The 26,985-nt window shown below is 60.3% G+C and carries 22 protein-coding genes and 1 pseudogene; 17 read left to right on the plus strand and 6 right to left on the minus strand.

What is annotated here, in order from left to right; all coding sequences use genetic code 11:
* Nucleotides 1–72: 72 nt before the first annotated feature.
* The 9 genes from uvrA to purH all read left to right on the plus strand — a co-directional run bounded on the left by uvrA (nucleotide 73) and on the right by purH (nucleotide 11,806).
* The gene (gene uvrA, locus NZ960_01685; protein ID MCS7176330.1) at nucleotides 73–2,868 is read left to right on the plus strand and encodes an excinuclease ABC subunit UvrA; all 2,796 of its coding nucleotides are present in this window, start codon (nucleotides 73–75) and stop codon (nucleotides 2,866–2,868) included.
* The gene (locus NZ960_01690; protein ID MCS7176331.1) at nucleotides 2,855–3,868 is read left to right on the plus strand and encodes a flippase-like domain-containing protein; all 1,014 of its coding nucleotides are present in this window, start codon (nucleotides 2,855–2,857) and stop codon (nucleotides 3,866–3,868) included. The genes uvrA and NZ960_01690 overlap by 14 nt, the downstream gene beginning before the upstream one ends.
* 453 nt (nucleotides 3,869–4,321) lie before the next feature.
* A complete protein-coding gene (locus NZ960_01695) occupies nucleotides 4,322–5,026 on the plus strand; it encodes a 7-carboxy-7-deazaguanine synthase QueE (protein MCS7176332.1) in 705 nt (234 codons plus the stop codon).
* Nucleotides 5,023–5,607: a DUF3109 family protein gene (locus NZ960_01700; protein ID MCS7176333.1), complete on the plus strand. Its 585-nt coding sequence runs from the start codon at nucleotides 5,023–5,025 to the stop codon at nucleotides 5,605–5,607. The genes NZ960_01695 and NZ960_01700 overlap by 4 nt, the downstream gene beginning before the upstream one ends.
* Complete coding sequence (locus NZ960_01705; protein ID MCS7176334.1) at nucleotides 5,604–7,127, plus strand: heavy metal sensor histidine kinase; 1,524 nt, start codon at nucleotides 5,604–5,606, stop codon at nucleotides 7,125–7,127. The genes NZ960_01700 and NZ960_01705 overlap by 4 nt, the downstream gene beginning before the upstream one ends.
* A complete protein-coding gene (locus tag NZ960_01710) occupies nucleotides 7,114–7,992 on the plus strand; it encodes a YihY/virulence factor BrkB family protein (protein MCS7176335.1) in 879 nt (292 codons plus the stop codon). Before NZ960_01705 ends, NZ960_01710 begins: the two co-directional genes overlap by 14 nt.
* Complete coding sequence (locus NZ960_01715; GenBank protein MCS7176336.1) at nucleotides 7,989–9,026, plus strand: ATP-binding protein; 1,038 nt, start codon at nucleotides 7,989–7,991, stop codon at nucleotides 9,024–9,026. Before NZ960_01710 ends, NZ960_01715 begins: the two co-directional genes overlap by 4 nt.
* 76 nt (nucleotides 9,027–9,102) lie before the next feature.
* Nucleotides 9,103–10,320, plus strand: coding sequence for an MFS transporter (locus tag NZ960_01720; GenBank protein MCS7176337.1), 1,218 nt, complete (start codon nucleotides 9,103–9,105; stop codon nucleotides 10,318–10,320).
* Nucleotides 10,277–11,806 (plus strand): bifunctional phosphoribosylaminoimidazolecarboxamide formyltransferase/IMP cyclohydrolase, encoded by a 1,530-nt coding sequence (gene purH, locus NZ960_01725; GenBank protein MCS7176338.1) that lies wholly within the window; start codon nucleotides 10,277–10,279, stop codon nucleotides 11,804–11,806. The genes NZ960_01720 and purH overlap by 44 nt, the downstream gene beginning before the upstream one ends.
* Nucleotides 11,807–11,810: 4 nt before the next feature.
* Here the strand turns inward: purH and lptB are convergent, their stop codons facing one another.
* Nucleotides 11,811–12,554: an LPS export ABC transporter ATP-binding protein gene (gene lptB, locus NZ960_01730; protein MCS7176339.1), complete on the minus strand. Its 744-nt coding sequence runs from the start codon at nucleotides 12,552–12,554 to the stop codon at nucleotides 11,811–11,813.
* Nucleotides 12,551–13,711, minus strand: coding sequence for a trypsin-like peptidase domain-containing protein (locus NZ960_01735; protein ID MCS7176340.1), 1,161 nt, complete (start codon nucleotides 13,709–13,711; stop codon nucleotides 12,551–12,553). The genes lptB and NZ960_01735 overlap by 4 nt, the downstream gene beginning before the upstream one ends.
* A gap of 178 nt (nucleotides 13,712–13,889) precedes the next feature.
* Between NZ960_01735 and NZ960_01740 the strand changes: the two genes are divergently transcribed.
* Together NZ960_01740 and NZ960_01745 are read left to right on the plus strand one after the other, a co-directional pair.
* Nucleotides 13,890–15,569 carry a hypothetical protein gene (locus NZ960_01740; GenBank protein MCS7176341.1) on the plus strand — a complete coding sequence of 560 codons (1,680 nt, stop codon included), beginning with the start codon at nucleotides 13,890–13,892 and terminating at the stop codon, nucleotides 15,567–15,569.
* A gap of 60 nt (nucleotides 15,570–15,629) precedes the next feature.
* Nucleotides 15,630–17,006, plus strand: coding sequence for a GWxTD domain-containing protein (locus NZ960_01745; GenBank protein ID MCS7176342.1), 1,377 nt, complete (start codon nucleotides 15,630–15,632; stop codon nucleotides 17,004–17,006).
* Here the strand turns inward: NZ960_01745 and NZ960_01750 are convergent.
* The 4 genes from NZ960_01750 to speB all read right to left on the minus strand — a co-directional run bounded on the left by NZ960_01750 (nucleotide 16,995) and on the right by speB (nucleotide 20,868).
* On the minus strand, nucleotides 16,995–17,867 hold the full coding sequence (locus tag NZ960_01750; GenBank protein MCS7176343.1) for a L,D-transpeptidase: 873 nt from the start codon (nucleotides 17,865–17,867) through the stop codon (nucleotides 16,995–16,997). The two genes, NZ960_01745 and NZ960_01750, sit on opposite strands and share 12 nt — an antisense overlap.
* Before the next feature lie 215 nt (nucleotides 17,868–18,082).
* Entirely contained in the window at nucleotides 18,083–19,093 is a 1,011-nt protein-coding gene (locus tag NZ960_01755) for an ATP-binding cassette domain-containing protein (GenBank protein ID MCS7176344.1), read from the minus strand.
* Between the two features lie 15 nt (nucleotides 19,094–19,108).
* A complete protein-coding gene (locus tag NZ960_01760; GenBank protein MCS7176345.1) occupies nucleotides 19,109–19,969 on the minus strand; it encodes a 2,3,4,5-tetrahydropyridine-2,6-dicarboxylate N-succinyltransferase in 861 nt (286 codons plus the stop codon).
* Entirely contained in the window at nucleotides 19,966–20,868 is a 903-nt protein-coding gene (speB, locus tag NZ960_01765) for an agmatinase (GenBank protein MCS7176346.1), read from the minus strand. The genes NZ960_01760 and speB overlap by 4 nt, the downstream gene beginning before the upstream one ends.
* Nucleotides 20,869–21,077: 209 nt before the next feature.
* Here speB and fliP point away from each other — a divergent pair, with 209 nt between their 5' ends.
* The 6 genes and pseudogenes from fliP to NZ960_01795 all read left to right on the plus strand — a co-directional run bounded on the left by fliP (nucleotide 21,078) and on the right by NZ960_01795 (nucleotide 26,976).
* Nucleotides 21,078–21,845, plus strand: coding sequence for a flagellar type III secretion system pore protein FliP (fliP, locus tag NZ960_01770; GenBank protein ID MCS7176347.1), 768 nt, complete (start codon nucleotides 21,078–21,080; stop codon nucleotides 21,843–21,845).
* Between the two features lie 27 nt (nucleotides 21,846–21,872).
* Nucleotides 21,873–22,127, plus strand: a complete 255-nt coding sequence (locus NZ960_01775) for a flagellar biosynthetic protein FliQ (protein ID MCS7176348.1) — start codon at nucleotides 21,873–21,875, stop codon at nucleotides 22,125–22,127.
* 4 nt (nucleotides 22,128–22,131) lie between these two features.
* Nucleotides 22,132–22,833: a flagellar biosynthetic protein FliR gene (locus NZ960_01780; GenBank protein ID MCS7176349.1), complete on the plus strand. Its 702-nt coding sequence runs from the start codon at nucleotides 22,132–22,134 to the stop codon at nucleotides 22,831–22,833.
* Between the two features lie 98 nt (nucleotides 22,834–22,931).
* On the plus strand, nucleotides 22,932–24,041 hold the full coding sequence (gene flhB / locus NZ960_01785) for a flagellar biosynthesis protein FlhB (GenBank protein MCS7176350.1): 1,110 nt from the start codon (nucleotides 22,932–22,934) through the stop codon (nucleotides 24,039–24,041).
* Nucleotides 24,038–26,123: pseudogene (gene flhA / locus NZ960_01790) on the plus strand (flagellar biosynthesis protein FlhA). The gene flhB and the pseudogene flhA overlap by 4 nt, the downstream one beginning before the upstream one ends.
* A 103-nt stretch (nucleotides 26,124–26,226) precedes the next feature.
* Nucleotides 26,227–26,976: an electron transfer flavoprotein subunit beta/FixA family protein gene (locus tag NZ960_01795; protein MCS7176351.1), complete on the plus strand. Its 750-nt coding sequence runs from the start codon at nucleotides 26,227–26,229 to the stop codon at nucleotides 26,974–26,976.
* Nucleotides 26,977–26,985: the final 9 nt, after the last annotated feature.

Raw genomic sequence — 26,985 nt, forward strand, 5'->3', positions numbered from 1 at the left:
TATGAACTCCGAAGGCCCTTCGTGTCGCCTTATTTTTGTGCCTTTGCGGGCGCTTGGCGCTACCGAGAGGGAATGGCAGAGCAGCGCTGGATTCGCATCTACGGAGCTCGAACCCACAACCTGAAGAACATTGCGCTTGCCCTTCCACGCGGGCGCCTGATTGTCATTACTGGTCCGAGCGGTTCAGGGAAGTCGTCTCTAGCGTTCGACACGCTCTACGCCGAAGGACAGAGGCGCTTTGTGGAGTCGCTCTCTGCCTACGCCCGGCAGTTCCTGGAGCGGATGCCACGGCCGGACGTGGAGAGCATCGAAGGACTCCCACCAGCCATCGCACTGGAGCAGCGTCCGCTACAGCGGAATCCCCGCTCTACGGTAGCCACGATGACCGAGCTCTACGACTACTTCCGCCTACTCTACGGGCGCGTGGGGAAGACGTACTGTGTCCGCTGCAACCGACTCGTCCGGCGGTCATCCCCACAGTCGTTCTCAGAGGAGATTCTGCGCCTGCCCGTAGGCGGACGGCTGATTGTGGGATTCCACTTTCCGGAGACACCTCCTTCGCTGCAGGAGCGCCTGGAGCGCCTTCAGGCAGAGGGGTTCGTGCGGCTTTTCCATCGTCCGACAGCGGCAATGGTACCGCTTTCGGAGGCAGCCTCTTGGATTAGTGACGCGGCCGAATGGGTTGTCGTTGTAGACCGGCTCGTGCTTGAGCTTGACAAGGAGACACGTGCACGGCTCGTAGAGGCCTTGGAGACGGCGTTCGCCAAAGGGCAGGGACGGGCTATGGCGTACGAGCTCTCTACCCGGACGGAGCTGCAGGCCAGCACTCGGTACGAGTGCCCAGTGTGCCGGATTGAGTACGTAGAACCTGAGCCTCGACTCTTCTCCTTCAACAGTCCCTTGGGAGCCTGCCCGACCTGCCAGGGGTTTGGACGGACGATGGGGATTGACCCAGAGCTCGTCATCCCTGACAAGCGTCGCTCCCTGCGGAATGGAGCTATCCATCCCTTTCGGACCCCCGCGTATGCGCACCATCTCCGACGGCTCTTGGCGGTTGCTCCGAAGTATGGCATCTCCCCAGACGTTCCCGTAGAGCAGCTTACCCCCGAGCAGTGGCGCATCCTCTGGGAGGGTGCTGATGGCTACATTGGGCTGAACCGCTTCTTCGCTCAGTTGGAGGAGCAGACGCAGAAAGTACAGGTGCGGGTACTGCTGAGCCGTTACCGTGGCTACACGCGCTGTCCAGCCTGCGGGGGCTCGCGGCTGCGGACCTCTGCGCGTCGGGTCGCCGTTGGCGGGAAGTTCTTCCCGGAGCTCATCACGATGGACTTAGCGTCGGCGCTGGGGTGGTTTCTGCAGCTCCAGCTTTCGCCATCTGAGGAGGCCGTTGTTGGGGCCGTATTAGCAGAGATTCGGCGCCGGCTGCAGGTCTTGGTGGACATTGGGCTAGGGTACTTGACGCTGGACCGGCTCTCCCATACGCTCTCTGGTGGAGAGGTGCAGCGAATCCAGTTAGCAACGGCCTTGAGCTCGGCATTGGTGGGCACGCTCTACGTATTGGACGAACCCAGCATCGGGCTCCACCCGCGGGATACGCAGCGGCTTCTGCACATCCTCTTCCGTCTGCGCGAGCTGGGCAACACGATTGTCGTAGTGGAGCATGACCCGGACATCATTCGTCATGCCGACTGGGTTGTGGAGCTCGGTCCGGGCGCCGGAGAACACGGTGGACAGGTTGTCTTCCAGGGCACTGTGGAGGAACTACTCCGGGCTGAAACGTTGACGGGGCAGTATCTTTCTGGCCGTCGCCAGGTGGATTCCAACAAGAGGGGGCATCGCACGCCCAAAGGCTGGCTCCGCATTCGGAAGCCGATCGCCAACAACCTCAAGGGGGAGGATGTCGAGCTGCCGTTGGGTTGCTTGTCGGTGGTGACAGGTGTCTCCGGGTCGGGCAAGAGCACGCTAGTCTACGATGTTCTCTACACTACGCTGCGCCGCCTCAAGGGACTGCCGGCGGAGGGGAGCGGCAGTTGCGCTGGTATAGAGGGTGCGGAGGCAATCGACCACGTGGTGCTCATTGACCAAGCCCCGCCAGGGCGTTCCAGCCGTTCCACGCCGGCAACCTACACGAAGGCCTTCGATGGCATCCGAGAGGTCTTCGCTACCACAGACTACGCGCGGCAGCGGGGCTGGACCCCGGGCTACTTCTCCTTCAACATCCCCGGCGGGCGCTGCGAAAGCTGCCAAGGCGAGGGGATTGTGTGGGTGGAGATGCAGTTCCTCTCCGACCTCCCCTTGGAGTGCGACGCTTGCCGGGGGACTCGCTACAAGAGCGAAGTCCTGCAGGCCCGCTATCGGGGCAAGTCCATCGTGGACGTGCTCCAGATGACCGTGGACGAAGCGGTGGAATTCTTCGCCGAGCATCGGCGGATTGTGGAGCGCCTTCTGCCGCTTCAGCAGGTCGGATTGGGCTACCTACGGCTTGGGCAGCCCACGACGATGCTCTCCGGTGGGGAGGCACAGCGGCTGAAGTTGGCTTCCTACCTGCTGGAGGAGGTCTCCGGACACGTGCTTTTCTTGCTGGACGAGCCTACTACAGGGCTTCACCTCTGCGATGTAGAGCGGCTGCTAGCCGTCCTGCAGCGGCTCATCGATGCTGGACACACGGTCGTGGTCATCGAGCATCACCTACATGTCATCGCAGCAGCTGATTGGGTGGTGGATCTAGGTCCGGAGGCGGGGGATGCTGGGGGGCATGTCGTTGTGATGGGGACCCCGGAGCGGGTGATGCGCCATTTAGGCTCGCATACGGGGGCGGCGTTGCGTGCGTTCATGGGCAAGCGGGCACTTGTGCATGCAGCCTCGTAGCCTTGGGCGCTTTCTCCGCTGGGGGCTGAGCCTTGGACTTCTGGGCCTCTCAGTAGTAGTGGCAGCACGGATCACCGACTGGAATGCCTTCGTGGAGGTGCTCGGCCGAACGGCGTATGAATGGCTGTGGGTGTTCGTGCCGGTCATTCTTGGGGCCCATCTCCTGCGAGCATGGCGGTGGCAGCTGTTGGTGCAGGCAGCCCTGGGTCGGCTGCCGGGTTTAGGGAATGCTTTCTCCGCCGTGATGGTCGGCTACGCTGTGAACTCGATTGTGCCAAGGGCGGGCGAGTTGGTCCGCCCGTACGTCCTGAGCCGTCGCGAGGGGCTCTCCCCAGCGACGCTCCTCTCTACAGTTGCCGTTGAGCGGCTGCTCGACGTTGCTACGCTGGTGATGCTACTCCTCGTTGCGAGCACGTTGTTTGCCGAGAGGCTCATCGGCATCGTGGAGAGGTCCGGCGGGATCGGCTCAGTGCTCGTGAGCCTAGGTGTGTTGGCCCTTGTGGTTGCGGCTCTAGTGAGCGCCCGGCGTTGGGGAGGATGGTTGCTACGGTGGATGCACACGCGGCTTCCCGGCACGGTGCAGCGAGGCAGCAAACTCCTTCAAGAACTCGCTGCTGGAGTGGCTGCACTCCGGCAGCCCCGCCTGTACGTGCTGCTATTGCTGCAGACTCTGCTACTGTGGTTCAGCTACTGGGTGCCGCTGTATGGGCTCTTCTGGGTCTGTTCGTTGCCACTCGGTCCGGCTGAGGCGTTTCAGGTGCTGGTGGTCTCTGCGGTGGCCATCTCAGTAGCCCCGACCCCATCGGCAGCAGGGGTCTACCATGTGGCCGTCCAGCTCGCATTGGTGGAGCTCTTTGCCATACCGCCGGCGGAGGCACTAGCCTATGCTGTGATTGCCCATGGAGTCAACACAGCAGTTGCCCTCGTCGTCGGGGGACTCTGTTGGCTGTGGGAGCAGCTCCGGCCAGTAGGAGCAAAGCTTGCTACGGGGCCAGACTAGGGGGGTGTCTTGAGCCTGCACAGGGAACGACAGCGGTGCTGTGTTCTGCCCTGGCGGGTGTCGGGCGGGTGGAGCCGGTAATGAGAGACCAGCGGAGTCGGAAGCTGCGATGTATAGGATTGCCCGGGCGTAGGGTATGGACGGGTGACATCTGGAAGTGCGGCCGTGGGACACTAGGGTGTACGAGCATGGCCTAGCACTAGATGGGCGAGATGGTCGCGTGTGGAAGGATGCTCGTGTGATGGGCCCGAGGCGGGGCTGAGACAGCGTGTTGGAGTGCTCAATCTCCGCGTGTCCCAATTGTTTTGATGGGAGCTGGGGCGTGGCTGAGACTATTGCATGGCTACAGCGGGGCTGTGAGGAATGCTGGAGTTGTCTCGGCAGGGCTATGTTGCAAGAGGTTGGTTCGTCTCTTTGTGGCGCCAGTGTGAAGAGCGATTCGGTACCCGGTAGATGCTGCGACAGCCGACGCGGGAAGCTGTGGAGGCGATCGACCCTGTGAGGGAGCGTTTCCACGTGAGCGAGATCTTCCACTCCATCCAGGGCGAGGGGAGCCGGTCGGGAATGCCCTGTGTCTTCGTGCGCCTGCAGGGATGCAAACTGCGCTGCGTGTGGTGCGACACGCCGTATGCACTGGACCGACGCGACGGAGGACAGTGGATGACGGGGGAAGAGATTCTGCGGAGTGTGCAGGCTTACGGGTGCCGTTTCGTAGAGTTCACCGGCGGCGAGCCGCTGGAACAGTGGGGGAGCTTTGGGCTAATGCGGCTGCTGTGCGACGAAGGCTACACTGTCGCCGTTGAGACAGGTGGGCACATCAGCATTGAACCACTGGATGAGCGAGTCATTGGGATTGTTGATGTCAAGTGCCCGTCCTCGCGTATGACGCCGTTGATGTACTGGCGTAACTTGGAGCTGCTGCGCCCACACGATGAGGTGAAGTTCGTCATCGCTGACCGGCAGGACTACGAATTCGCCCGCCAGGTAATCGAACAATATCGCCTGCCAGAGCGGACGGCAGCTGTGCTCTTCTCGCCAGCTTTTGGACTGATCTCTCCGCGGCAGTTGGCTGAATGGATTCTGCAGGACCGGCTGCCGGTGCGGCTACAGTTGCAGCTCCACAAGTACATCTGGGACCCGCACCAGCGAGGGGTATGAAGCAGTCTGGGTTCATCCCAATCGGTGATGTGCTAGTGCAGAGCTCGATTGCGGGGCTGCCGTTTGCCTGCGATGTAGAGCGCTGCCGTGGTGCTTGCTGCACAGTGTCGGGGTCTTTGGGAGCTCCGCTACTGGAGGAAGAGGTGCCGATAGTAGAATCGCTCGTCCCTCTGCTACTGCCGCGCCTGCCAGCGGAGACACAGCGGGTGCTCCAGGAAAGCGGGGCGGTGGTGCGGCAAGAGGGACAGTTCTACACCCGCTGCGTTGGGGAGGGCGCGTGCGTCTTCGTAGTGTGGGAGCGAGGAATTGCTCGCTGCGCCATAGAGCAGGCCTACGAGGAAGGCCTCAGCTCGTTTCGGAAGCCCCTCTCATGCCACCTCTTTCCGCTCCGCTTACGTCAGCGCCATGGTCAGCGCTACTTGGTGGCTGAACCTTTCGAGGAGTGTGCTCCAGCGTACGATCACGGGCGCCGTTGCGGTACGACAGTTGTGGTGTCGGTGGCGGAGGCGCTGGAGCGGGCCTTTGGGAGAGAGTGGTGTGAGCGGCTACGGCAGGTGCTTGTGGAGGCGGCTGCGTCATGATTGGGCAACGGCTCTCGCTGCGGGCACGGCTGACGCTCTGGTATGGGGCTGTCGTCGCCGCTGTCTTGATAGGGTTCGGGCTGTTCTGGTACTGGAGTGTACGGCAGGAGCTCTACAGCAGTCTGCGCCATTCGTTGGAGCAGGTGGCCCGTTCAGTGGGGGTGCTGCTGGAGCGTGCTGAAGAGCAAGCGGGGCGGCGGCTCCGGCCTCCACGCCACGGGCGACTGCTGCCGTTGTGGGAGCAGATGCTCTTTGCCCGTCCGGTGCGCCGCTTCGTGGGTCCGCTCCCAAGCGATACGCTGATGGGCGCGGAGAGCCAGGTCTGGGGTGCCATCTACCAGTACGTCCTCCTCAACCCCCGCAGCTACGTTCTCCAAGTGGCCGACACCGCCGGACGCATCCTCTGGCGTTCGGAGAACCTTCTGGGAGACAGCCTTCCCGTACTGGCGGGGATGACCGTTGGGGAACAGCAGTATCGCCACTTTGCGCTCAGAGGTGAGCCTGTGGAACTCTTGGTCCATCACACTCGCCTGGCGCAGATCGCCGTGGGGTATAGCGTCCGCGAGATTGAGTCAGTCCTCCAGCGGCTGGCAGTGACGCTCCTTTGGGCATTGCCGTTGGTGCTTTCAGTCTCGGCCTTTGGGGGATGGCTCCTGGCTCGAGCGTCGCTGCGGCCAGTGGAGCAGATGCGGCGGACGGCAGAGAGTATCACGGCTCGGAATCTGAGTCTACGAATCCCAGAGCCGCCAACGAAGGATGAGTTAGCCCACCTGGCGCGAACGCTCAACCAGATGATTGCGCGCCTGGAGGCCTCCTTTGCCCAAATCCGACAGTTCACAGCCGACGTGTCGCATGAGCTCCGGACTCCGCTGACCATCCTCATCGGCGAGTTAGAGCTGGCACTGCGGTCGCGGAAGAGGCCAGAGGAGTACGAGCGAGTGCTCTCCAGCGTGCTGGAGGAGGTGTTGCGGCTGCACCGGATTGTGGAGACACTCCTGGAGCTGGCCCGTGCTGAAAGCGGGCAGGTGCAGTTGGAGCGCCGTCGTGTGGACCTAGGAGCCATCGTCCGCGAGATCGCAGAGGACATCGAGCCGCTAGCACGCGATCGTGGACTCTCAATTGCAACGGAGGTGGCGCAGGAGTGCTACGTGTTCGGCGATGCACTCCGTCTGCGCCAGGCCGTGTTGAACGTCGTAGACAACGCACTGAAGTATACACCGGCCGGGGGACGCGTGACGTTGCGGGTGGCTTCGGAGGCTGAGACCGTCGTGGCTGAAGTGGCTGACACGGGCATCGGCATACCAGAGGAGGAGCTGCCGCAAATCTTCGAGCGCTTCTACCGAGTGGAGAAGTCGCGGACCCGCAGTCATAGCAGTGATGGGGTTGGATTGGGCTTGGCGATTGTGCGCTGGATCGTTGAGGCCCATGGGGGGACGGTAGAGGTAGAGAGCGCTGTCGGACAAGGGACGCGGTTTCGGTTCCGGTTCCCTCGTTATGAGGGGCAGGATGCAGGCCAGTAGGGGATGGCAGCCGCTGTGGGGTTCTCTCCGCTGGCTTGTTTGGATTGGGGATACCGTGGGGCAGCGCCTGGCGCAGCAGCACCTCTTCCTGCTGGCAGCAGGAATTGCTTTCAACGCCGCCCTCTGCTTCATTCCGCTAGGGATGGTCGCGTTGTGGCTATTCGCTGGATTCGTGAAGCCTGAGGTTGTGGAGGAGGCGTTCAACCGCGTCCTCGTACTGCCTTGGATGCCTTCGGCCCGGCTCCAGAGTCTGATGGAGTCGGTCGTGGAACAGCTTGAGGTCTTCGTCCAGCGACGTGCAGCGGTGGGCGTCTTCGGGATAGTCGCGTTGCTGTGGACAGCTTCCGCGCTCCTGCAGTCCCTGCGAACTGGGCTCCATGCGGCCTTGAGACTCCCGCCGAAGCCGCAGCGAGCATTAGGGCTCTGGAGCCGGCTCCGAGACATGTTGCTGACGGTTGTCCTCTTGCTGTTGAGCCTCCTGCTGTCGGCGGTCTTGGTCGGTTGGGGGATGGTGATTGCCTGGGGAGCAGAGCTACTGCCGCCACAGTGGTACGAGGTCGTGCAGGGAGCCTGGAGTGCAGCCACCTCTGTGCTGCTGGAAGCGCTGCTCTTCTGGTTTGTCTTCCGCTTCGTTCCAACACCTGCTCCGCCGGGCCGTGTCATCTGGAGGGCCATGCTCGTGGCCGTTGTGATGACCGAGCTCCTGCGGGTAGGCTACGGGTGGTATCTGGAGAACTTGGCCCCGTGGGGGTGGATTTACGGGGCGTATGCGGCACTGGTGTCGCTCGTAGTGTGGGCGTACGCTATCGCGTTCGTGATGCTGTTTGCGGCAGTCGTGGCTTCGGTGCTCGTGGAGGGGAGATGAAGAGTTTCGGAGGCTTCTGGCAGCGGCGCGGTTGGGGATTAGCGCTGTGGTGGACGGGTATCAGCAGTGTAGCAGCCGTTGCGGGCACTTGGAGTGGATGGGCATCCTTTGCGTTGATTGGGGTGGGCTTAGCAGGGTCTGGGATACTGCTCCGAGTATGGCAGCGCCGCTTCCAGCAGGAGGTTACCCTTTGGGCATACGAAGTGGCCGAGCGCTTACAGCGGCTCAGCTCTGGGATCTTCTCAGTGCGCTTCCTCGGGGCGGAGTTCCCAGCGGAAATACGTCTGCTTGCAGAGCGACTCAGTGGACTGGCAGAGGCCGTAGAGACAGAGTTGGGACGGGTACGGAAGTTAGAGCGGGTCCGGAGCGACTTCCTTGGGAACGTCTCCCACGAGCTCCGGAATCCGCTCTTCGCACTCCGAGGGTACTTGGAGACGTTAGCAGAGGCTCCACCTGAAGATGCTACAACAGTCCACCAATTCGCTCAGAAGGCGCTGCAGTACGCCCAGCGGCTGGAGAATCTCTTGGCACGCCTGATGGAGATCTCCCAGATTGAGACTGGGGCTGTGCGGATGCGCCTGCGGACCTTCTCAGTGACGGAGTTGGCCAAGGAGGTGGTGGAGATGTTCGCGGAGCAGGCGACCCAGCGCCAGGTCCAGCTCCACGTAGAGGCACCATCAGAGCCGGTCGAGGTCGTTGCAGATCGAGATCGGATCGAGCAGGTGTTGAGCAACCTAGTGGAGAACGCCATCAAGTACAACCGTCCTGGAGGCTCAGTCCACGTGCGAATCCGCCCCGAAGGCAAACGGGTGCGGGTAGAGGTTGCGGATACCGGGATTGGGATTCCGCCGGAGCATCAGGAGCGAGTCTTCGAGCGCTTCTACCGGGTGCGGCATGCTGAAGCCTCGGCGGTAGAGGGGAGCGGACTTGGCTTGGCAATCGTCAAGCACATCCTGGAAGCCCACCAGGCACCGTACGAGCTGGAGAGCCAGCCTGGGGTAGGGACGACGGTGCGCTTCTGGCTGCGAAGCTGAGTGGTGTTGCTGTAGCGTTCTCAAGCCCCGGTAGGTTTTTCCCTAAGTTTGCGCCTTGCTGCAGGGCTCAGTTAGGATGGAACATCACCCACGGAAGGCACGGCAGCGAGCGGTGGCAATCCTCTTCGGTGCAGTCCTTGTAAACCTCATCGGTTTCGGCATCATCATCCCGCTCCTGCCGTTCTACGGGCAGCGCTTTGGTGCATCAGAGCTGGAAATCGGAGCGCTCTTCGCCAGCTTTTCTATAGCGCAGGTATTGAGCTCGCCGCTGTGGGGTGCACTCTCGGACCGTTACGGTAGGAAGCCTTTCCTCTTCCTGGCCCTCGTGGGGGCAGCGGTTGGGTATGTCATCATGGCTCTAGCACCCTCACTGGAGTGGCTCTTCGTTGCTCGTCTGGTTGATGGTGCCTTCGGTGGGATCATCACTACCGTTCGGGCATACCTGGCCGATGTCTTGGAAGAAAGCGAGCGTGCTCGCGGGTTCGGACTGATCGGAGCTGCGTTTGGGATTGGCTTCGTCGTAGGGCCATTGCTGGGGTCCGCGTTAGCAGCGTGGGGGCTATCGGCACCGGCGTGGGCCGCTGCCGCACTCAGTTTCATTGCTGCGCTGTGGGTTGCTATGGGATTGCCTGAGCCAGCGCGCCATCGGACCCGGTCTGTAGGCTCGTTTGGAGAGGGTTTTCGGAGGCTGTGGGGCCACCAGATGGTGCGCCCGTTTCTGCTCTTCGACTTCCTCCTCTGGAGCTCCCAGGCAGTCTACCAGACTAGCTTTGCCCTCTTGGTGCATCGCCGCTTCGGACTCACGGAACAGCATGTGGGGTACTTGGTGGCCTTCGCCGGTGCCTTGGGAGTTCTGACGCAGGTGGCCATTGTCGGGCCGGTTGCCCGCCGACTGGGGGATGGGAACGCTTTCTGGGTAGGGTCTCTCCTGGCAGCAGTAGGGCTGGGTACAGCAGTGCTGGCGCCATCAGTCCCGCTCTTCATGCTCTGCGTCGTTCCAGCAGCATTGGGATCGGGGATGGCAATCCCAACGCTGCTTAGCGTGCTGAGCCGTGTCACGCCATCGGCTTACCAGGGCAGCCTCCAAGGGGTGACGACATCACTGGAGGGCTTAGCGCGGATCCTCGGCCCGCTGTGGGGGAACGGTAGCATGGCACTTTCTCCGCTACTCTCCTTCGGCTCTGCGGCGGTAGTGCTCGCTGCCGTTGGGCTTGCCGCTATCCCGTATGTGCAACGCTTGCCCCAAGTCCATGAAAGTTCGCAGGGCTCTGCTGAGCGCATGGCGGAAAGATGAGCTCGTAGAGTTTGCTCGCCAGCTCTCCCAGCTTGGGGTAGAGCTGCTGGCTTCCGATGGTACAGCCCAGGTGCTGAGATCGGCTGGAATCCCCGTGCAAGCCGTCTCTGAGCTGACGGGCTTCCCGCCTATCTTGGACGGGCGGGTGAAGACGTTGCATCCACTCATCCACGCTGCTCTACTGGCGCGGCGTGATGTGCCGGAACACATGGAGCAGCTCCGACGCTTTGGCGTGGAGCCTATAGACCTGGTGGCGGTGGATTTCTACCCGTTCGAACAGGCTCTCGACAGTTCAGAGCTGGACGCTGGGATGCTGGAGCTAATCGATATTGGTGGTCCGGCATTAGTGCGGGCAGCAGCGAAGAACTACCCATGGGTGACGGTCGTCGTGCAGCCGGCCCAGTACGGGGAAGTCATTGCACTACTCCGTGAACACGGGGAGGTCCCCGAGTCTGTGCGCCGGCGCTACGCAGCGGAGGCCTTTGCCCGAACAGCCGCTTACGATGCTACGGTGGCTGCAGCCCTGCGGGCCGACGGGGATACTCCACAGTGGTGGGTTCAAGTCCTCCCGCTGGCACAGGAGCTCCGCTACGGGGAGAATCCCCACCAGCGTGGCTGGCTCTACGGCAGCGATTACGGCCGCTGCTTCCAACAGCTCCATGGCAAAGAGCTCTCGTACAACAACGTGCTGGATGCGGACGCTGCTGTGCGACTCATCCTCGAGTTTGAGGCCCCCACAGTGGCCATCCTCAAGCACACAGCACCTTGCGGAGTTGGAAGTGACGAGGACTTGGTGAAAGCCTGGGAGAAGGCCTGGGCATCCGATCCGATTTCGCCGTTCGGTGGGGTTGTTGTGGTCAACCGTCCATTGGGCGCGGAGTTAGCAGAGCGGTTAGCGTCTGTGTTCTTAGAGCAAGTGCTGGCACCGGACTTCTCCGAAGAGGCTCTGGCACTACTCCAGCGCAAGCGGAATCTCCGGCTCCTCCGCTACAACGAGCCCTTACTGCGGCAGCAGTGGGAGCAAGACTTCCGGAGCATCCTTGGGGGTGTGCTCGTCCAGACGTCGGATGTTGCCGTGCCTCTGCGGACTGAGGAGTGGCAGGTGGTGACGCAACGAGAACCTACGCCAGCGGAATGGGAGGCTCTCCGCTTCGCTTGGCGTGTCGTCAAGCATGTGAAGTCGAACGCCATAGTCTTCGCAGGTCCCGATCGGACGCTAGCAATCGGCGGGGGACAGCCGTCGCGGCTGGATGCTGTTCGAGTGGCCGTGCGTAAAGCGCGAGAGAGTGGACCATCGCTCAGCGGGTCTGTGGTTGCTTCTGATGCCTTCTTCCCCTTCCCGGATGCGGTGGAGGAGGCGATTGCTGCGGGGGCAACAGCAGTAGTTCAGCCTGGCGGGTCGGTACGTGATGCGGAGGTCATCGCCGCGGCCGATGCCCACGGCGTTGCCATGGTCTTCACAGGTACGCGCCACTTCCGACACTGAACGACTACTCCCAGCGGTAGCGTTCCAGCGAAAAGCTCTCGCCAAGGTAGAGGCGGCGCACGTCGGGATGGGCAGCAATTTCTTCCGCCGTTCCAGCGTAGAAGATGGAGCCGTCGATGAGGATATAGGCCCGGTCCGTGATGGAGAGCGTTTCGTGGACGTTGTGGTCTGTGATGAGCACGCCGATACGACGCTCCTTCAAGCGGCGGACGAGGCGCATGAGATCTTCGACGGCCAGCGGATCTATGCCGGCAAAGGGCTCGTCCAGCAGGATGAACTTGGGATCAGACGCTAGAGCGCGAGCAATCTCGCAACGTCGGCGTTCTCCGCCGGAGAGCATGTAGCCTTTCCGATGTCGGATGTGGGTAATCCCGAACTCTTCCAGGAGCTGCTCCAAGCGTCGGCGCTGTTCGGGACTTGGGAGACGGCGGAGCTGGAGGATGGCTCGGATGTTTTCTTCTACCGTCAAACGCCGGAAGACCGAGGGTTCCTGCGGCAGGTAGCTAATCCCCAAGCGAGCACGGCGGTACATTGGCATGTGGGTAAGCTCCTGCGAGTCCAAGAAGATGCGCCCGGCCGTCGGAGAAATCATCCCGACGAGCATGTAGAACGTCGTTGTCTTGCCTGCTCCGTTTGGGCCCAGGAGTCCAACGACCTCCCCCTGCCGGACTTCCAGCGAGACGTTACGGACAACCAGGCGTCGGCGATACGCCTTGGCTAAGCCCTCGCACCGTAGGGAGCTTATCATGAGCGGCGCCTGCCGACGACCAATTCAACTGTCCTCTCCCGCCCGTCGCGCAGGATGGTGATTCGCAGGCGCTGTCCAACCATCGTGTCAGCCAACAGCAGGTTGGCATCGTCGCTATCGCGGATACGGGTGCCGTCTATGGCCGTAATGATGTCTCCTGGCTCAATCCCCGCATTGTCGGCCGGGGAGCCCCGGCGGACGCTGACGACGAGGGCACCGTATGACAGCTTTCCTACATCGAACTGCTCAGGATCGCCCAAGCGGATACCAATATCTACGTCGCGGTCGATATGCCCATCGGCGTGTAGGCGCTCGATGATGCGCTTGACGCGATTGATGGGGATAGCAAAGCCAATTCCGATACTACCTGCGCCTTGCCAGTTCTGAGCCGTTGAGATGATCGCCGCATTGACCCCCACAACCTCTCCGAGGGCGTTGACGAGCGGGCCTCCGGAATTGCCGGAGCTAATGGCAGCGTCGGTCTGGATCATGCCGCGGTAGACCCGCCCACCCTGCCGAAAGTTGACTCCAACGTTGCTGACTACCCCGACGGTGACAGTTGGCTTTGCGTTGAGGTCAAACAGTCCAAAGGGGTTCCCGAGAGCGATGACCCACTCGCCAACAATCACGGAGTCGGAGTTGCCGAGCCGCAGGTATGGGAACTGGCGGGGCTTCGATGAACGGAGCTTCAGCAGTGCGATGTCGCTGACGGGATCGGAGCCGACGAGCTCAGCATCGTAGTGCTCGCCTCCAACCAGGGTCACCGTGATCTTTGTCGGGCGTTCGCCGACGACGTGCTGATTGGTCACAACGTAGCCGTCGGGGGAGATGAGGAATCCAGAGCCTAAGTTCCGGATCGTGTAGCGCTGACGGTACTCACGTGGCTCGCCGAAGAAAAAGCGGAAGATCGGGTCGTCGTAGAACCACGAGCTGAAGGGGTCGCGGTAGACGACCTCACGCTCGTCTATCACAGTGATGCCTACGACGGCAGGACTACAGAGGTGGACAGCACGGGTGATGGCATTCGTTCGCGTGCCAGTGAGAGTTGCAGTGAGCAGGTGTCGGAGGCTGTCAGGAGGATTCTGGCTCTCTTCATACAACCGCTCCCCTCGGCCTCCGGAACAGTTCAGGCCGAGGAAGAGCAGGGATGTAAGCATCCACACCGCATGTTGCCGGTAATGCATTTCCATGCCAGCCTTTTCGGACTTTCTGCGCACGGTATTGACGAACAATGCCGCAGCCTCCGGCAAGAATAGAGCCTGGGAATGGGGAACCCTTCGCATTTTGGCGGAGTATGAGTAGACGCTTGAGTACTGCCAACCGTTGAGGGGGTTCATGGCTGTAGCGCTTCTAATCTGCTTTGCCAGCTTCGCGGTCGTGGGGATAGCACAGGACCGCACGGCCGCTCCGATAGAACTTCGAGGCTCGCTCAGTACGACTGCGGAGGCGTATACCAGCACTGGGGAAGCTCCATCTCAGCACTACATGCCTCGGTATGGGGCTCGGGTGTTCTTCCGTCCAGTCGTGCGGCTCTTCGGGGAAGTCGAGCTTCCATTTGAGTTCTCTTACAGCGCTGCCGTAGGCCGGCGGGCACCTTCTTCGATTGTGGAACCGCTGCAGCCGTTCAACCAGTTTGGCCTCAGTCCGCGGATTACCTCGTGGCTGCGCCTCCACGGCGGATACTTCTCGCTGCAGCTATCGGAGTTGAGCTTCGGAGAGCTGCGTGTGCTCGGTGGAGGACTGGAGCTGACACCTGGTCCTCTGCGGTTGAGAGGACTATACGGTATCGTGCAGCATCCTCGACCCATAGATACCGTCAGCGGCTCTCCTGGTGCATATCGCCGCTGGGTGTGGGGTGGCTCGGTAGGGTTCGGTACCGATGAAGGTGCAGAGGTAGCGCTACACTACGTGCGCCTGCTGGACGATACCACAAGTATTCGCCTTGCCCGAGTCGTGCGGGATACGCTGCTGGGGCGTAGCGATACGGTCGTCACCCCAGGTCAGGACAACGCTGTTGCGGCGCTTTCGTTCCAAGTGCCGTTGACGACAGGGATGACCGTCCGTGGGGAGATTGCCGTGAGCGCCTTCTCCAGCAGTATCCGTGCGCAGAGGAAGGAATCAGAGCTGCCAGACTGGCTCTTTGCGTCTCGCTACTCCTCCAATATCGACGGAGCTGCTACAGTAGGGATTAGCATTGTGCCGTCACCTTCGGTGGCTGTCAATCTGAATGGGCGCTGGGTTGGGCCGGGATTCTACAGCCTCGGGTATCCGCAGCTGTTCAACGATGTAGCGGAGGTCAGCGTAGCGCCTCAGTTCAGCTTTGCTGAGCAAACAGTCTCTGTTCGCCTCTCGGGAGGACTCCAGTGGAATAACTTGCGGAAGACGCGCCTGGGAACCTCACGGCGTATCATCGCTGGAGCGGGCGTTGGCTGGCAGCCATCGCAGAACTTCGGCGTCGACGTGCAGTACTCCAACTACGGCATGCGAATGCAGCATGACAACGACACCTTCCGGGTGCAGAACGTCTACCACAGCGTTTTGCTGAGCCCACGGTGGCAGTTTTCCGGACTGGGGGGTATGAACTCCGTTGCAGCGACCTATGCGTTCTCTAAGACGGACGACCGCAATCCCGTGAGTCGTGGAGCCACGCAGCAGCAGGCACACTCCCTGTTCCTCTCGCACAGCCTGTTGTTCCCTTCGTTGCTGGGCCTGACGACTACGGCCAGCTATGCGCTTACAGAGGCCGGTGGCTTGCGGACCAGGATCTGGATGCTCGGAGAGACCGTCTCTTACCCGATCGTTCCGGAGAAGCTCAATGGCTCAGTAGGACTAAGCCTGTCCCAGACTCACGTAGTAGCGTGGGATACACAGTGGGGACTCCGATTGTCGTTGAGCTACCACCTCAAGGAGTGGGGAACGCTGACCTGGAACACCTTCCTGAACCGTTCTGAGCGTTCCGGGCGGCGACCTTTCACCGAGTTGCATACCAGCCTCAACTACGGGTTGAACTTCTAAGCGGATTGCTGCATTGCAGCAGAGTAAATTGGCAGCCGATGAGCTGCGCGTCTGCCTGTGATGGCGTACCCGCGGAATGTGCTCTTTATCGTGGCAATGCCGCTGTTCCTATGGGGACAACTCCATGTCTCCTTCGACGCTGCACAGTTCTGGCATGAGGGGCGAACGCCGCGGTGGGAACTCTACTACGCCTTTCCGGATACGATCCTCTGCTACCGGCCCCACCGCGAGGGATATCTCGGCGAGCTTTACTTCGGTGTGCAGGTAGACAGTGCAGGACGTCCTGTGCTTGCGCACCAATGGGTCGTTCCGGTTGAGCGCCCAACCCCACGGATCGAGCAGCCTCAGGAGCTCATTGGGCAGCAGAATTTCCTCCTAGCCCCTGGCGAGTACCGTGTCCGTCTCGTTGTCCAAGATGTACACGACAGCACGCGCCGAGCAACGGCTCAGTTTGGGCTATCCCTCCGTGCCTTTGATACGGCCCAGCTCCAGCTTAGCGATATTCAGTTGGCCATACTCATCGAACGTGTCGAAGAAGGCGTTGGGTCTTCCCCATTCCACAAGGGGCGATATCGGGTTGTGCCGAATCCTACGGTTGAATACCGAGGGACAGACCCAATCCTGCGGCTCTACGTGGAGCTCTATGGTGCACGTCGACACGCGCCACAAGGTGGGGTGATTCGCTATGAACTCCAGGATGCCGTGCGTCGCCTTCTGTGGGAGATGGAGCGCCGCTTTGAGGCTGTCTCGGACGCCCTAGCCGATGTCTTGGAACTGCCGCTCAATGTTGTGCCGAGCGGGGTCTACTTCATCCGGGTCGTTGCCCGAAGTGATCGCGACAGCACCTCTGCAGAGAAGCGCTTCTACGTTCTCAACCCCGAGATGCCTCCACAGGCTATCACGGGTCAGCCTGAGGACAGCCTCTTCGAGCAGAGTGAGTTTGCGGCCTATTCAGAGGATCGGGTTGCCGAAGAGTTAGAGCAAATTGCTTACTTGGCGACGCCTCAAGAGCTCGAGGTGGCCCGCTCCCTTACGGACTTGCGGGCGCGTCAGCGTTTCCTCTTCCGTTTCTGGCTGCAGCGGGACCCGAATCCCCTCACCGCCGTTAACGAGGCCCTCGAGGACTTCCGATCGCGGGTGCAGTATGCCAACACCTTCTTTGCTTCCCCCCGGTGGCGAAAGGGGTGGCGTTCGGACCGTGGCCGAGTACTGCTCAAGTACGGTCGGCCAACACAGCGGGAGAGCATCCAGCCCACGCCGGAGCGCCGACCGTATGAGGCGTGGTTCTACAGCGAACTGCGAGGTGGGACTTACTTCTACTTCGTGGACCTGACGGGCTTCAATGACTACGTGCTTGTGCACTCTACCTGTCCTGGCGAGCCGTACGCTCCTGATTGGCAGAGCCGGTACCTGCCGTTAGGGCCTTCAAGGCAATGAGTCGCTATGAGGGTGGTGGCGGTAGGAGTAAAAGGAAGCCCATGTGTTGCTTGCAGGCACTGGTAGAAACTCTGCAGCTGCGCTGAGGAGCAATGGGGGCTCTTGGGAGGGAATCGAGTCCGCAGACCCGATTGGGTACCCCGGGGAGGGCAGTACGGTAGAGCCATCCAGAGCAGCCCGTCGGAGGGGATACCGAATGCGTCCGCTGTAGAGGTCCTGGAGTCGTGCCTGGAGAATTCGCCGTTCCGTGGCGAAATCAGAGCCTAAGAGCCAATCGCGGTGAGGGTCGAATTCCTCCGGGAGTAGGAAGGAGAGCACGCGTGCTGGCTCCCTGCTGTAGACTAGCACGGGGGTACCGCGGCGGAGTGTGTGGTAGAGATAGCGGGCGTCTTCACGGCTCAGACGTACACAGCCGTGCGACGACGGGCGCACCCCGAGGTGGCGGTAGTAGCTCCATCCCTCTAAGGCGTGGAAGCCAACATTACCGGAGAAGCCCATCCAATACAGCATCCGGGTATTGTCGAACTGACGGGAGATCGCTAAGGTTGCCTTCGTCTGCAGCGTAAATAGCCCCGTTGGGGTTTCGATCCCCCCAGCTATCCAGGGGGTACCTGAAGAAACCCTGAACTCCTGCCGTTCACCGTTGCGGCTGACGAGATATAACCGCTGCCGTTGCAGGTTGAGCTCCAAGTACCACGGGCTTAGGGTGTAGATGGTATCCCGCCGTGGGAAGAAGCGGAGGAAGCTCGTGGGGATGATACCTGTTGCTGATGACTGAGCCCGATAGGCTGGCGCTGGGCCCCCTTCAAAGGGGGTGCTCAATAGGAGCCAGGCAATGCAATGAAGGAGGAGACGCAGCATTATGGGTAGTCAGTGATAGGCATGCACAGAGACGAACGAACTTTGGGGTTGTTGGATCTCGCAGGGAGTATTTTCCGGTTAAGCTTTGGCTTCTGCTTGTGCCGGCGGGATTGAGAAGGAGGAGGGGCTGTTAGGCCAGATCTGCGGTCATCTGGAGACTCGCAGGTGTCGTGAGGCGTGCCATACAGAGAGTGGTGGTGCACGTATCGGCGTACCTAACTGCTCGGGAGACCAGTCGGAGTGCTGGGAGAGTCGTTGGGTATTAGGTTATGCAGAGTACAGGAACCCCTCATTGGGGATGGTGTCCCTGTGCCGTCGAGTTGCGGTACCGAATCCTCCCCAACGATGCTCCGGAAGATCGCTTCTATGCTCGGTTCGGTCCAGGCAAGGTGGTAGAGCTCGACATGCTGTACTACTGCCTGGAGGAAGGTCGGTAGGGAGCGAAGGTCCCCATGCCACTGAAGCTCTATGTGGCCGCGGCTAGAGCGTAGGAGGTGGGCATTCGGGAACTGCTGGAGCACGGGAGTGATGTCTCCGCAGAATTCCAGTACAAGCGTCTTGGGGCCCCATTGCTGCTTAATGTCACGAATACTGCCCGATAGTGCGATGCGCCCACGGTGGAGGAAGATGATAGCATCGCAAAGCTCTTCCGCCTGCTCCATGCGGTGAGTTGATAATACAATCGTTTGGCCTTCGCTGCGGAGCTCCTGGAGGAGATTGCTTAGTTCCCGAACGTCGACTGGGTCAAGACCCGACGTCGGCTCATCCAAGAGCAAGAGGTGCGGTTGATGGAGGAGTGCGGCCGCTAGCTGGACTTTTTGCTGTATCCCCTTGGAAAGCTCGCTTATCCGGGAGTGACGCCATGGTATTACCCCTAACCGCTCTAGCCAGTATCCGATAGCCTGCCGTGCCTGTCCTAAGGGTAGGCCTCGGAGACGGGCGAAGTAGAGAAGTTGATCCTCCACGCGCTGATGTCGGTAGAGCCCACGCTCTTCTGGCAGATAACCAATGAGCCGCTGATGACGACGCTGCAGAGGCTCACCTTCGAAGAGGATTTGACCTGCATCCGGTAGTAGGATGCTGGCTAAGAGGCGGAGGAGGGTGGTCTTTCCAGCACCATTAGGTCCCAGCAGTCCAACGACCTGCCCTGTGCGGAACGTGAAGCTGCATTCCTGCAGGGCTACTGTCTGCCCGTAACGCTTCCAGAGACCTCGGGCCTCTACCATCGGGGACTGTGCTGTTCAGCGAAACATCGCCCGGAGGGCCTCTTCTAGGGCCGTTCGAGCGTCAGTCTGACGATCGCGGTACTTCACAATCAAGGGTGTCACTATCCCAAGCCCATGGGCCCGGGCAAATTCGGTGGAGATTCCCCGAACGCCAGGCACGACGACAGCAGCTTCGGGGATCTCAATCGGTGACTCCGGTGTGCCGGTAAGGAGCCGCTCGTGGACCAGGTCGTAGACCGGAGTAGTCGCCGTTAGCTGGACTCCAGCAGCGAGGACGGCGCGGCGACGCACGAGGACTCCTTCGAAGAGCCCACAGTTTGCGCCAATGAGGACCTCATCCTCAACGATGACGGGTCGAGCCGTGGGGGGCTCGAGCACGCCTCCAATCTGTGCTCCAGCACTGACATGGACACGCTTGCCAATCTGGGCACAGCTCCCGATGAGAGCGTGTGAATCCACCATCGTGCCCTCATCAACGTATGCGCCTACGTTGATGTACATGGGGGGCATGCAGATGACGGTAGGAGCAACATAGGCTCCCGTGCGGACGGTAGATCCTCCGGGGACGAGCCGCACACGGTCTTCTGGTGCAAACCAGCGTGGAGGCAGAAGGTCGATGTCGGTGAAGTGCCATCCCCCCAACCGCATGGGGCTGAGTTGCCCTACGCGAAAGCACAGAAGAATCCCTTGCTTGATCCACGAATGGACTCGCCAGGAGCCATCAGGCTGCGGACTGGCTGCGCGGACTTCCCCACGGCTGAGAGCGTCGAGGAGGGCACGGACATCGTGGATGACAGCCTCCCGCTCAGCTCGTAGAGTGTCTGGCGAAGCGTTGCTCCATCGCGTGATAGCTGCCTGCAGTTCTTCCACAGTCATGGCGCAAAGGCGATGTTGAGAGCCTTGTAGGTAAGACGCGCGGCCGTTAGGGCTGCATGGTGGAGGCCGGGGATGGGAGCAAATTCTACAACATCGAGGCCGATAATACGGCGGCCACTCGATCGCACGCGGCGCAGGAGTTCAACGAGCTCGTGGTACAGTAGCCCGTTCGGTTCTGGTGTCCCTGTGGCTGGCATCTGCGCCGGGTCTAAGACATCGACGTCGAGCGTAACGTAGACCTCAGGCCCCAGACTCTCTACGACGTGCCCGTACCAGTCCTCTCCGAACAAACCTTTTCGGATGGAGGTTGCAAAGAATGTTCGGAGGCCTCTACGGCGGATGAGCTCGACCTCCTCGCGAGCGATGGCTCGGATCCCAACTTGGACAAGTTGGCTAGGGGGTAGAAACTCCAGCGCACGTGCGATGACACAGGCGTGCGAGTATGGGGAGCCCTCATAGGTGTCCCGGAGGTCTGGGTGAGCATCCAACTGAAGAAGGCTCATGTGTGGAAATTTCCGGAAGTGGGCCCGAATCGGTGCCAGGGCAATAGTGTGCTCGCCGCCAATAGTCACCACGAACTTGCCCTGCTGCAGGAGTGTCTCGATGACGGCTTCCACTTCAGCAATGGCGGCAGCGTCGTGTTTACCGCCGAACGCAATCGGCTGGAGAGTTGCTAGGCCGAGCTCGTAGCAGAGCTCTCGGTCGAATTCCTCGTCGTATGTCTCCAGGTGAGCGCTAGCGGCAAGGATAGCCTCCGGGCCGTAGCGTGTGCCTTTGCCGAAGCTGGTTCGGTATTCGTATGGCGCTGGGACGATGACGATCCGTGAGGACTGGAGTCCCGAATGCTCTGGCTCTAAGTCCAAGAAATTCTCCTTCGGGCCCAAAGTAACAAGCTCCATTCTAGTGACCAGGTGTACTTACACGTTGCTGCGGCGTAGTGGCTCAGGACGAAGAGCCAGCGGGTTGCGGGTACGGGCTGATCTGCTATGGTGTGGCCCGACGGTGCTTTTGCCACTGCACGGTCGATGCCTTAGGGGAGATGTAGGGTCTCCGGAACTGGTACGAAGATTGACATACAGCAGACGGTGTCTTGTGACTATGCAGCAGAATGCGGTGGAGCTTGAGTGTTGGGGTCTTAGTGGCAACTCTCTGGTTGGGGGGAAGCGAGGTGTGTGCGCAGACGATGTCGCTGCCCCCCATTCCGAAAATCAGCGTGGGCGTGGAGGAAGCGAATTCTCCGCAGGAACTCTCTCTCACCCTCCAGCTCTTAATCTTGTTGACGGTGTTGGCTCTGGCACCGTCTATCCTGGTGATGATGACCTGCTTCACCCGGATCATTGTGGTGTTCTTCTTTCTGAAGCAGGCCCTGGGGACACAGATGCAACCACCCAGCCAATTGCTGACAGGGCTTGCTCTCTTCTTAACCTTCTTCGTAATGCAGCCTGTGCTCGATGAAGCTAACGAGAAGGGGCTCCAGCCATACCTGCGGCAGGAGATTACTCAGCAGCAGGCGGTGGAGAACATGGTGCGCCCCTTTCGGGAGTACATGCTCAAGCGGGTGCGGCAGGAGGACTTAGCGCTCTTCTTGCGACTCAGTGGGGCGCGGCGCCCAAAGACTCCAGAGGAGGTGAGCATATGGGCACTTATCCCAGCCTTTGCGATTAGCGAGCTGCGAGTCGCGTTCCAGATCGGCTTTTTGCTCTTCCTGCCCTTCCTGGTCATCGATCTTATCGTTGCCAGCGTCCTGCTTTCGCTAGGGATTTTCCTACTACCCCCACAGCTGATTTCGTTGCCGGCCAAGGTGCTGTTGTTCGTGCTCGTGGATGGCTGGAACCTGTTGATTGGCTCGCTCTTGCAGGGGATACTCGCACCTTGAGTGGCGGGGATAGCCGTGAACGAGGAGATGGTGGTATACTTGGTCCGGGAAGCCTTCTTCCATACCCTCCTTGTGGCTGGGCCCCTGTTGTTCCTGGCATTGGTGGTGGGGCTGGTAATCGCAATTCTGCAGGCAGCAACGACCATCTCTGAACAGACGCTCACCTTCGTACCGAAGCTCGTAGCCGTTATGATCGTAGGTGTCTTGCTGCTACCCTTCATGGTAGGGGCGATGAAGCGCTACCTTCTAGAGCTGTTCCGTCTCATCCCGACTCTGCGATAGTGCTATGGTACTGGATGCAGCAGCGTTGGAAGAGACGATACGGGTTGTCATAGTAGGAGCGCTGTTGAGTATCCGGGCCGTTGGGGTACTCATAGTAGCCCCAGTCTTCAGCCACCCCGGGATTCCGGTGCTCGTTAAGGGGATGCTGGCACTTGTGATTGCCGCTGCATTGGTGCCGAGCGTACCCCCACAGCCAACATTGGAGCTCCACCCTTGGGTCTTAGCGTTCCTCGCGTTTAAGGAGGCATTGGTTGGTCTCATGATTGGATTCCTCAGTTCAGGCGTGCTCTACGCTGCCCGCTTTGCCGGAGGGATGTTAGACTTGGATATCGGCTTCCAAACGGCTCTACTGTTCGATCCGGGATTGGGAGGCTTCCCGACCCTTATCGGAGAGTTCTTCGCCCTCACAACTCTGGTGCTCTTCTTCTGGCTAGATGGACACCAGGCGCTGTTGCTAGCTCTCAGGGAGAGTGTCCACCTGATTCCGCTGACAACCGTAGTTGTACCGACGACGGGAGAAGAGCTCATCCGCTGGGCAAGTTCTGTGACGGCTCTAGCACTGAGCCTTGCTGCACCGACGGTGGCGGCGCTCTTCGTCAGCATATGGGTATTGGCACTGCTGGGGCGAGGTCGGCACCACAGATCAACATCTTCATGCTCAGCTTTTCGGTTAAAGCGCTGGTCGGGATTGGGATGCTCGGCTTGAGCACTCCACTGGTGGTGGTAGCACTGCGAAACGCTTTGAGTGAGCTCCAGCTACAGCTCTTCGCATTCGTGCGTGCTTTGTGGCCGTAGTGACTACTGATGCCGGAGACTCCAGAAGGACAGCAGCGGACCGAACCGCCGACGCCAAAGCACCTTGAGGAGGCGCGGTTGCGAGGACAAGTCGCCAAGAGCGCAGATATGACGGCAACAGCGGTGCTGATAGGAGCACTACTCCTCTTTGCCGGTCTGCTACCTGGTGCCGTCCGCTCTTTCCAGGGCCTATTGGAACAATACCTGCAGTGGGGCGCCACTGTGCGGCTTGATGAGAGTAGCGCCTATGCCCTCGCTTGGGACTTTATCGTTCGCACATTGCTGCTACTCCTACCGGCTATGGCTGTCGTCCTTGCTCTTGGCGTCGGGGCTGAGCTTGCCCAGGTAGGGGTGCGGTTTGCAACGAAGAAATTTCCGCAGGGGCTGCCGTTGCAGACGGTCTTCAATCCCCTCGTGGGGCTACGGCGGGTATTCCTTTCGGGGCGCTCGGCTGTTGAGCTGCTCAAGAGTGTGCTGAAGATTGCATTGGTGATTGGCATCGCTGCTCAGGTGCTCTGGGGCCGGTTAGAGGAGCTCATCCAACTTGCTGTACTTCCGTTGCCTCAGGCTGCTTCCGTGCTGTGGAACGTGGTGGTGGAAGCAACGGTGAAAATTGTCGCTGCTCTGCTGCTGTTGGCGTTAGGCGATGTGCTCTATCAGCGGTATCGCTACCGTGAGGATCTTCGCATGACACGACAGGAGGTCCGGGATGAACTCAAGCAGACGGAAGGGGACCCACAGCTCAAGGCTCGTTTGCGAAGCTTGCTCCAACAGCGCTTACGGCGATGGCTGCTGCAGCGCGTACGACAAGCAGATGCGGTTATCACGAACCCTACCCACGTTGCTGTTGCTCTCCAGTATACGCCACAGAAGATGCGGGCCCCAATCGTTGTAGCGAAGGGTGCGAATCGGATTGCGGAGCAGATTCGCCAGATAGCACAGGAGGCAGGAGTGCCGATTATCGAACGACCTGCCTTGGCATGGAGTCTCTATCGGGGTGTAGAGGTGGATCAGGAGATCCCCGAACGCCTGTTCGCAGCCGTTGCAGAAGTGCTGGCGTACGTGTACCACGTGTACAATCGGGCCAAAGCATCCCAGATCTTGCAGAGTCGTAGATGACTGAGCTCCGGCTTCCAACAACGGGTTGGCTCCAACGCCTCCAGCGACAACCTGATATCGCTGTGGCTGTTGGAATCCTGGGGATTTTGACGTTGTTGCTCTTCCCGCTCCCGACCCCTCTACTGGATTTGCTGCTGGCTCTCAACATTACAGTGTCACTGCTCGTTCTACTGATAGCGGTCTACGTTCAGCATCCGTTGGAACTCAGCGTCTTCCCCAGCTTGCTGTTGATCACGACCCTCTTTCGTCTTGGGCTCAACGTTGCTACAACGCGGCTCATCTTAGGGCAGGCGGACGCAGGTGAAATCATCCGTGCTTTCGGCAGCTTCGTCGTTGCTGGGAACTACATCGTTGGCTTCATCATCTTCCTCATCCTGGTGCTTATCAACTTTGTGGTCATCGTCAAGGGGGCAAATCGAATCGCCGAGGTTGCAGCCCGCTTCACACTGGATGCTCTACTAGGGAAGCAGATGAGCATAGATGCCGAGCTCAACGCTGGCTTCATTACAGAGCAGGAGGCACGGCAACGGCGGGAACAGTTAGCGCGGGAAGCTGATTTCTACGGAGCAATGGACGGGGCGGCAAAGTTCATTCGAGGCGATGCCATTGCAGGTCTGGTCATCACGCTGGTCAACATTCTCGGGGGCCTCATCATTGGGATTGCACAGCGAGGGATGGAGGTTGTTACAGCACTCCAGACGTACACAGTGCTGACTATCGGCGATGGCCTCGTTGCCCAAATTCCTGCTCTCCTCATCTCCGTTGCCGCTGGTATGGTGGTTGCCCGCTCCTCCACACGTGACCGTCTGGAGAAAGAGCTCGGTCGGCAGTTCGGGCAGCAGCCGCGGGCAATCGCCATAGGAGCAGTTGCTGCGCTCCTCCTGGCACTGCTCCCTGGACTGCCATTCTTTCCCTTCGTGGTGCTAGCTGCTGGGTTAGGGACGATCTCCTACTTCCTGCTCCGTCGGGAGCGCCTGCTCGAGGAGCGTCGCCGTGCCGAAGAGGCGGCGCGTGCACGCATACCGGAGCGTCCGGCTGAGCCAAGCCCTGAGGAACTGTTGCGTGTGGACCCCGTAGAAATTGAACTCGGGTATGGGCTTCTCCCCCTCGTGGATGAGACGCGGGGGGGCAACTTGTTGCAGCGCATCACCAACGTGCGGCGCCAGTTAGCGGCAGAACTGGGCATCCTCCTCCCTCCAGTGCGGATCCGATCTCCGACTGGAACCCGAAGAGTACCTCATCCGGATTCGGGGCAATGAGGTGGCACGGGGGAAAGTCTTCCCCGGCATGGTGATGGCGATGAATCCAGGAACGGCCGAAGGGGAGCTCAAAGGGCTCCATGTCACAGAACCTGTCTTCGGGCTGCCTGCTGTGTGGATCCCTGCTGCCCAGCGGGAGCAGGCAGAACTGATGGGCTATACCGTCGTGGAAGCTGCTACGGTGCTGATCACCCACCTCACCGAGCTCCTCCGCCGAAATGCCTGGCGCCTGCTAACTCGACAAGATACGCGCCAACTCCTAGAGCAGCTTCGCCGGGATTACCCAGCACTCGTGGAGGAGGTGACTCCAGAGACGCTGCCTTTGGGAACCCTGCAACAGGTCCTGCAGAACCTTCTGCGCGAAGGCATTCCTATTCGGGATCTGCCCCTTATCGTAGAACCGGCGCTGGAACACAGCAAGGCGACCAAGAGTGCCGATGTGCTTACGGAGTATGTACGGCATGCTCTTGGTGAGACCATCCGACGGCTGTACCAAGATAGCAACGGTGTGGTACATGCCGTGACGCTTGCTCCCGAAGTCGAGCGGCTGCTGACAGTACAGCTACAGCAATCACCGCAAGCTGCGGGATTGCCCACCTTGGGATTGGCTCCAGACGTTGTGCAACGCCTTCGGCAGGCTACTGGACAAGCACTGGAACAGCTCTTAACGCTCGGATATCCCCCCGTCCTCCTCGTCTCTACACCTTTACGTCCTTACGTTGCCCGTCTGTTAGGAACGACGTTTCCCATGCTGGCTGTTCTTAGCTACACGGAACTTCCGCCAGACACCACCCTGGACATCATAACGTCGGTTCAGCCCTGAGCCCGTAGTGCATGGGACTCCATGTGAGTCCCGTACAGAAGCGTGTTACGAGATAGTCCGTAGCTTTGCGCGTGCTGGTGTCACAGCTGATGTAGGCGTGTGCATGCGAGTGCTGGTCTGCATCTCGTACGTGCCGGATACAGCAACGCGTCCACAGGTTGCTAGCGATGGGAAGCAGATTGAGCGCGCTGGTGTCAAATTCATCCTCAACCCTTATGACGAGTACGCGATTGAAGAGGGGCTGCGAGTTCGCGAACGCTTCGGCGGTGAAGTACTCGCCGTCTGTGTCGGACCCGAAGGGGCAAAGGAGATTCTGCGGACGGCCTTGGCAATGGGGGTTGACCGGGCGCTCCTGGTGCGGAATGGGTGGACTTTGGACTCATTCGGCGTTGCAACTGCGCTGGCAACGGTTGCTCGCCAATATCAGCCCGAGCTCATCCTCATGGGACGACAGAGCATCGACTGGGACTCCTTCCAGATGCCCTCGACGGTGGGTGAACTTCTGGGGTACCCATCGGTTGCCGTCGTTTCGCGCTTGGAGATTGCCGATGACGGAGCTGTGATAGCTGAGCGAGATGTTGAGGGAGGCAAGGAAGTGGTGCGCACGCGCTTGCCGTGTGTCATCAGTGTCCAGAAAGGGATCAACGAGCCACGATATCCTCGGCTGCCAGACATCATCAAGGCGAAGTCTAAGCCGATAGATGAGATAGCTCCTCCCGAAGTGGAGCCGCTCAGCGAGGTCGTGCAACTAACACTGCCTCAGCGGCAGCGGGCGGGCAAGATCTTGGGACCATCTGACGCGGAGCTGGACGAGCTCATCCGGCTGCTTCACGAAGAGGCGAAGGTCATTTAAGCGTGGAGG

The sequence above is a fragment of the Candidatus Kapaibacterium sp. genome (assembly GCA_025059875.1).
Lineage (GTDB): Bacteria > Bacteroidota > Ignavibacteria > Kapaibacteriales > HRBIN21 > HRBIN21.

Bases quoted from the DNA above. Each gene is read 5' to 3' on its own strand.
- NZ960_01745 (MCS7176342.1), top strand. From the start codon at position 15,630: ATGGCGTACCCGCGGAATGTGCTCTTTATCGTGGCAATGCCGCTGTTC.
- uvrA (MCS7176330.1), top strand. From the start codon at position 73: ATGGCAGAGCAGCGCTGGATTCGCATCTACGGAGCTCGAACCCACAAC.
- fliP (MCS7176347.1), top strand. From the start codon at position 21,078: ATGCGGTGGAGCTTGAGTGTTGGGGTCTTAGTGGCAACTCTCTGGTTG.
- NZ960_01695 (MCS7176332.1), top strand. From the start codon at position 4,322: ATGCTGCGACAGCCGACGCGGGAAGCTGTGGAGGCGATCGACCCTGTG.
- NZ960_01700 (MCS7176333.1), top strand. From the start codon at position 5,023: ATGAAGCAGTCTGGGTTCATCCCAATCGGTGATGTGCTAGTGCAGAGC.
- NZ960_01690 (MCS7176331.1), top strand. From the start codon at position 2,855: ATGCAGCCTCGTAGCCTTGGGCGCTTTCTCCGCTGGGGGCTGAGCCTT.
- NZ960_01720 (MCS7176337.1), top strand. From the start codon at position 9,103: ATGGAACATCACCCACGGAAGGCACGGCAGCGAGCGGTGGCAATCCTC.
- NZ960_01715 (MCS7176336.1), top strand. From the start codon at position 7,989: ATGAAGAGTTTCGGAGGCTTCTGGCAGCGGCGCGGTTGGGGATTAGCG.
- flhB (MCS7176350.1), top strand. From the start codon at position 22,932: ATGCCGGAGACTCCAGAAGGACAGCAGCGGACCGAACCGCCGACGCCA.
- NZ960_01775 (MCS7176348.1), top strand. From the start codon at position 21,873: ATGGTGGTATACTTGGTCCGGGAAGCCTTCTTCCATACCCTCCTTGTG.
- purH (MCS7176338.1), top strand. From the start codon at position 10,277: ATGAAAGTTCGCAGGGCTCTGCTGAGCGCATGGCGGAAAGATGAGCTC.
- NZ960_01780 (MCS7176349.1), top strand. From the start codon at position 22,132: ATGGTACTGGATGCAGCAGCGTTGGAAGAGACGATACGGGTTGTCATA.
- NZ960_01755 (MCS7176344.1), bottom strand. From the start codon at position 19,093: ATGGTAGAGGCCCGAGGTCTCTGGAAGCGTTACGGGCAGACAGTAGCC.
- lptB (MCS7176339.1), bottom strand. From the start codon at position 12,554: ATGATAAGCTCCCTACGGTGCGAGGGCTTAGCCAAGGCGTATCGCCGA.
- NZ960_01750 (MCS7176343.1), bottom strand. From the start codon at position 17,867: ATGCTGCGTCTCCTCCTTCATTGCATTGCCTGGCTCCTATTGAGCACC.
- NZ960_01710 (MCS7176335.1), top strand. From the start codon at position 7,114: ATGCAGGCCAGTAGGGGATGGCAGCCGCTGTGGGGTTCTCTCCGCTGG.
- NZ960_01705 (MCS7176334.1), top strand. From the start codon at position 5,604: ATGATTGGGCAACGGCTCTCGCTGCGGGCACGGCTGACGCTCTGGTAT.
- NZ960_01760 (MCS7176345.1), bottom strand. From the start codon at position 19,969: ATGACTGTGGAAGAACTGCAGGCAGCTATCACGCGATGGAGCAACGCT.
- NZ960_01740 (MCS7176341.1), top strand. From the start codon at position 13,890: ATGGCTGTAGCGCTTCTAATCTGCTTTGCCAGCTTCGCGGTCGTGGGG.
- NZ960_01735 (MCS7176340.1), bottom strand. From the start codon at position 13,711: ATGCTTACATCCCTGCTCTTCCTCGGCCTGAACTGTTCCGGAGGCCGA.
- speB (MCS7176346.1), bottom strand. From the start codon at position 20,868: ATGGAGCTTGTTACTTTGGGCCCGAAGGAGAATTTCTTGGACTTAGAG.
- NZ960_01795 (MCS7176351.1), top strand. From the start codon at position 26,227: ATGCGAGTGCTGGTCTGCATCTCGTACGTGCCGGATACAGCAACGCGT.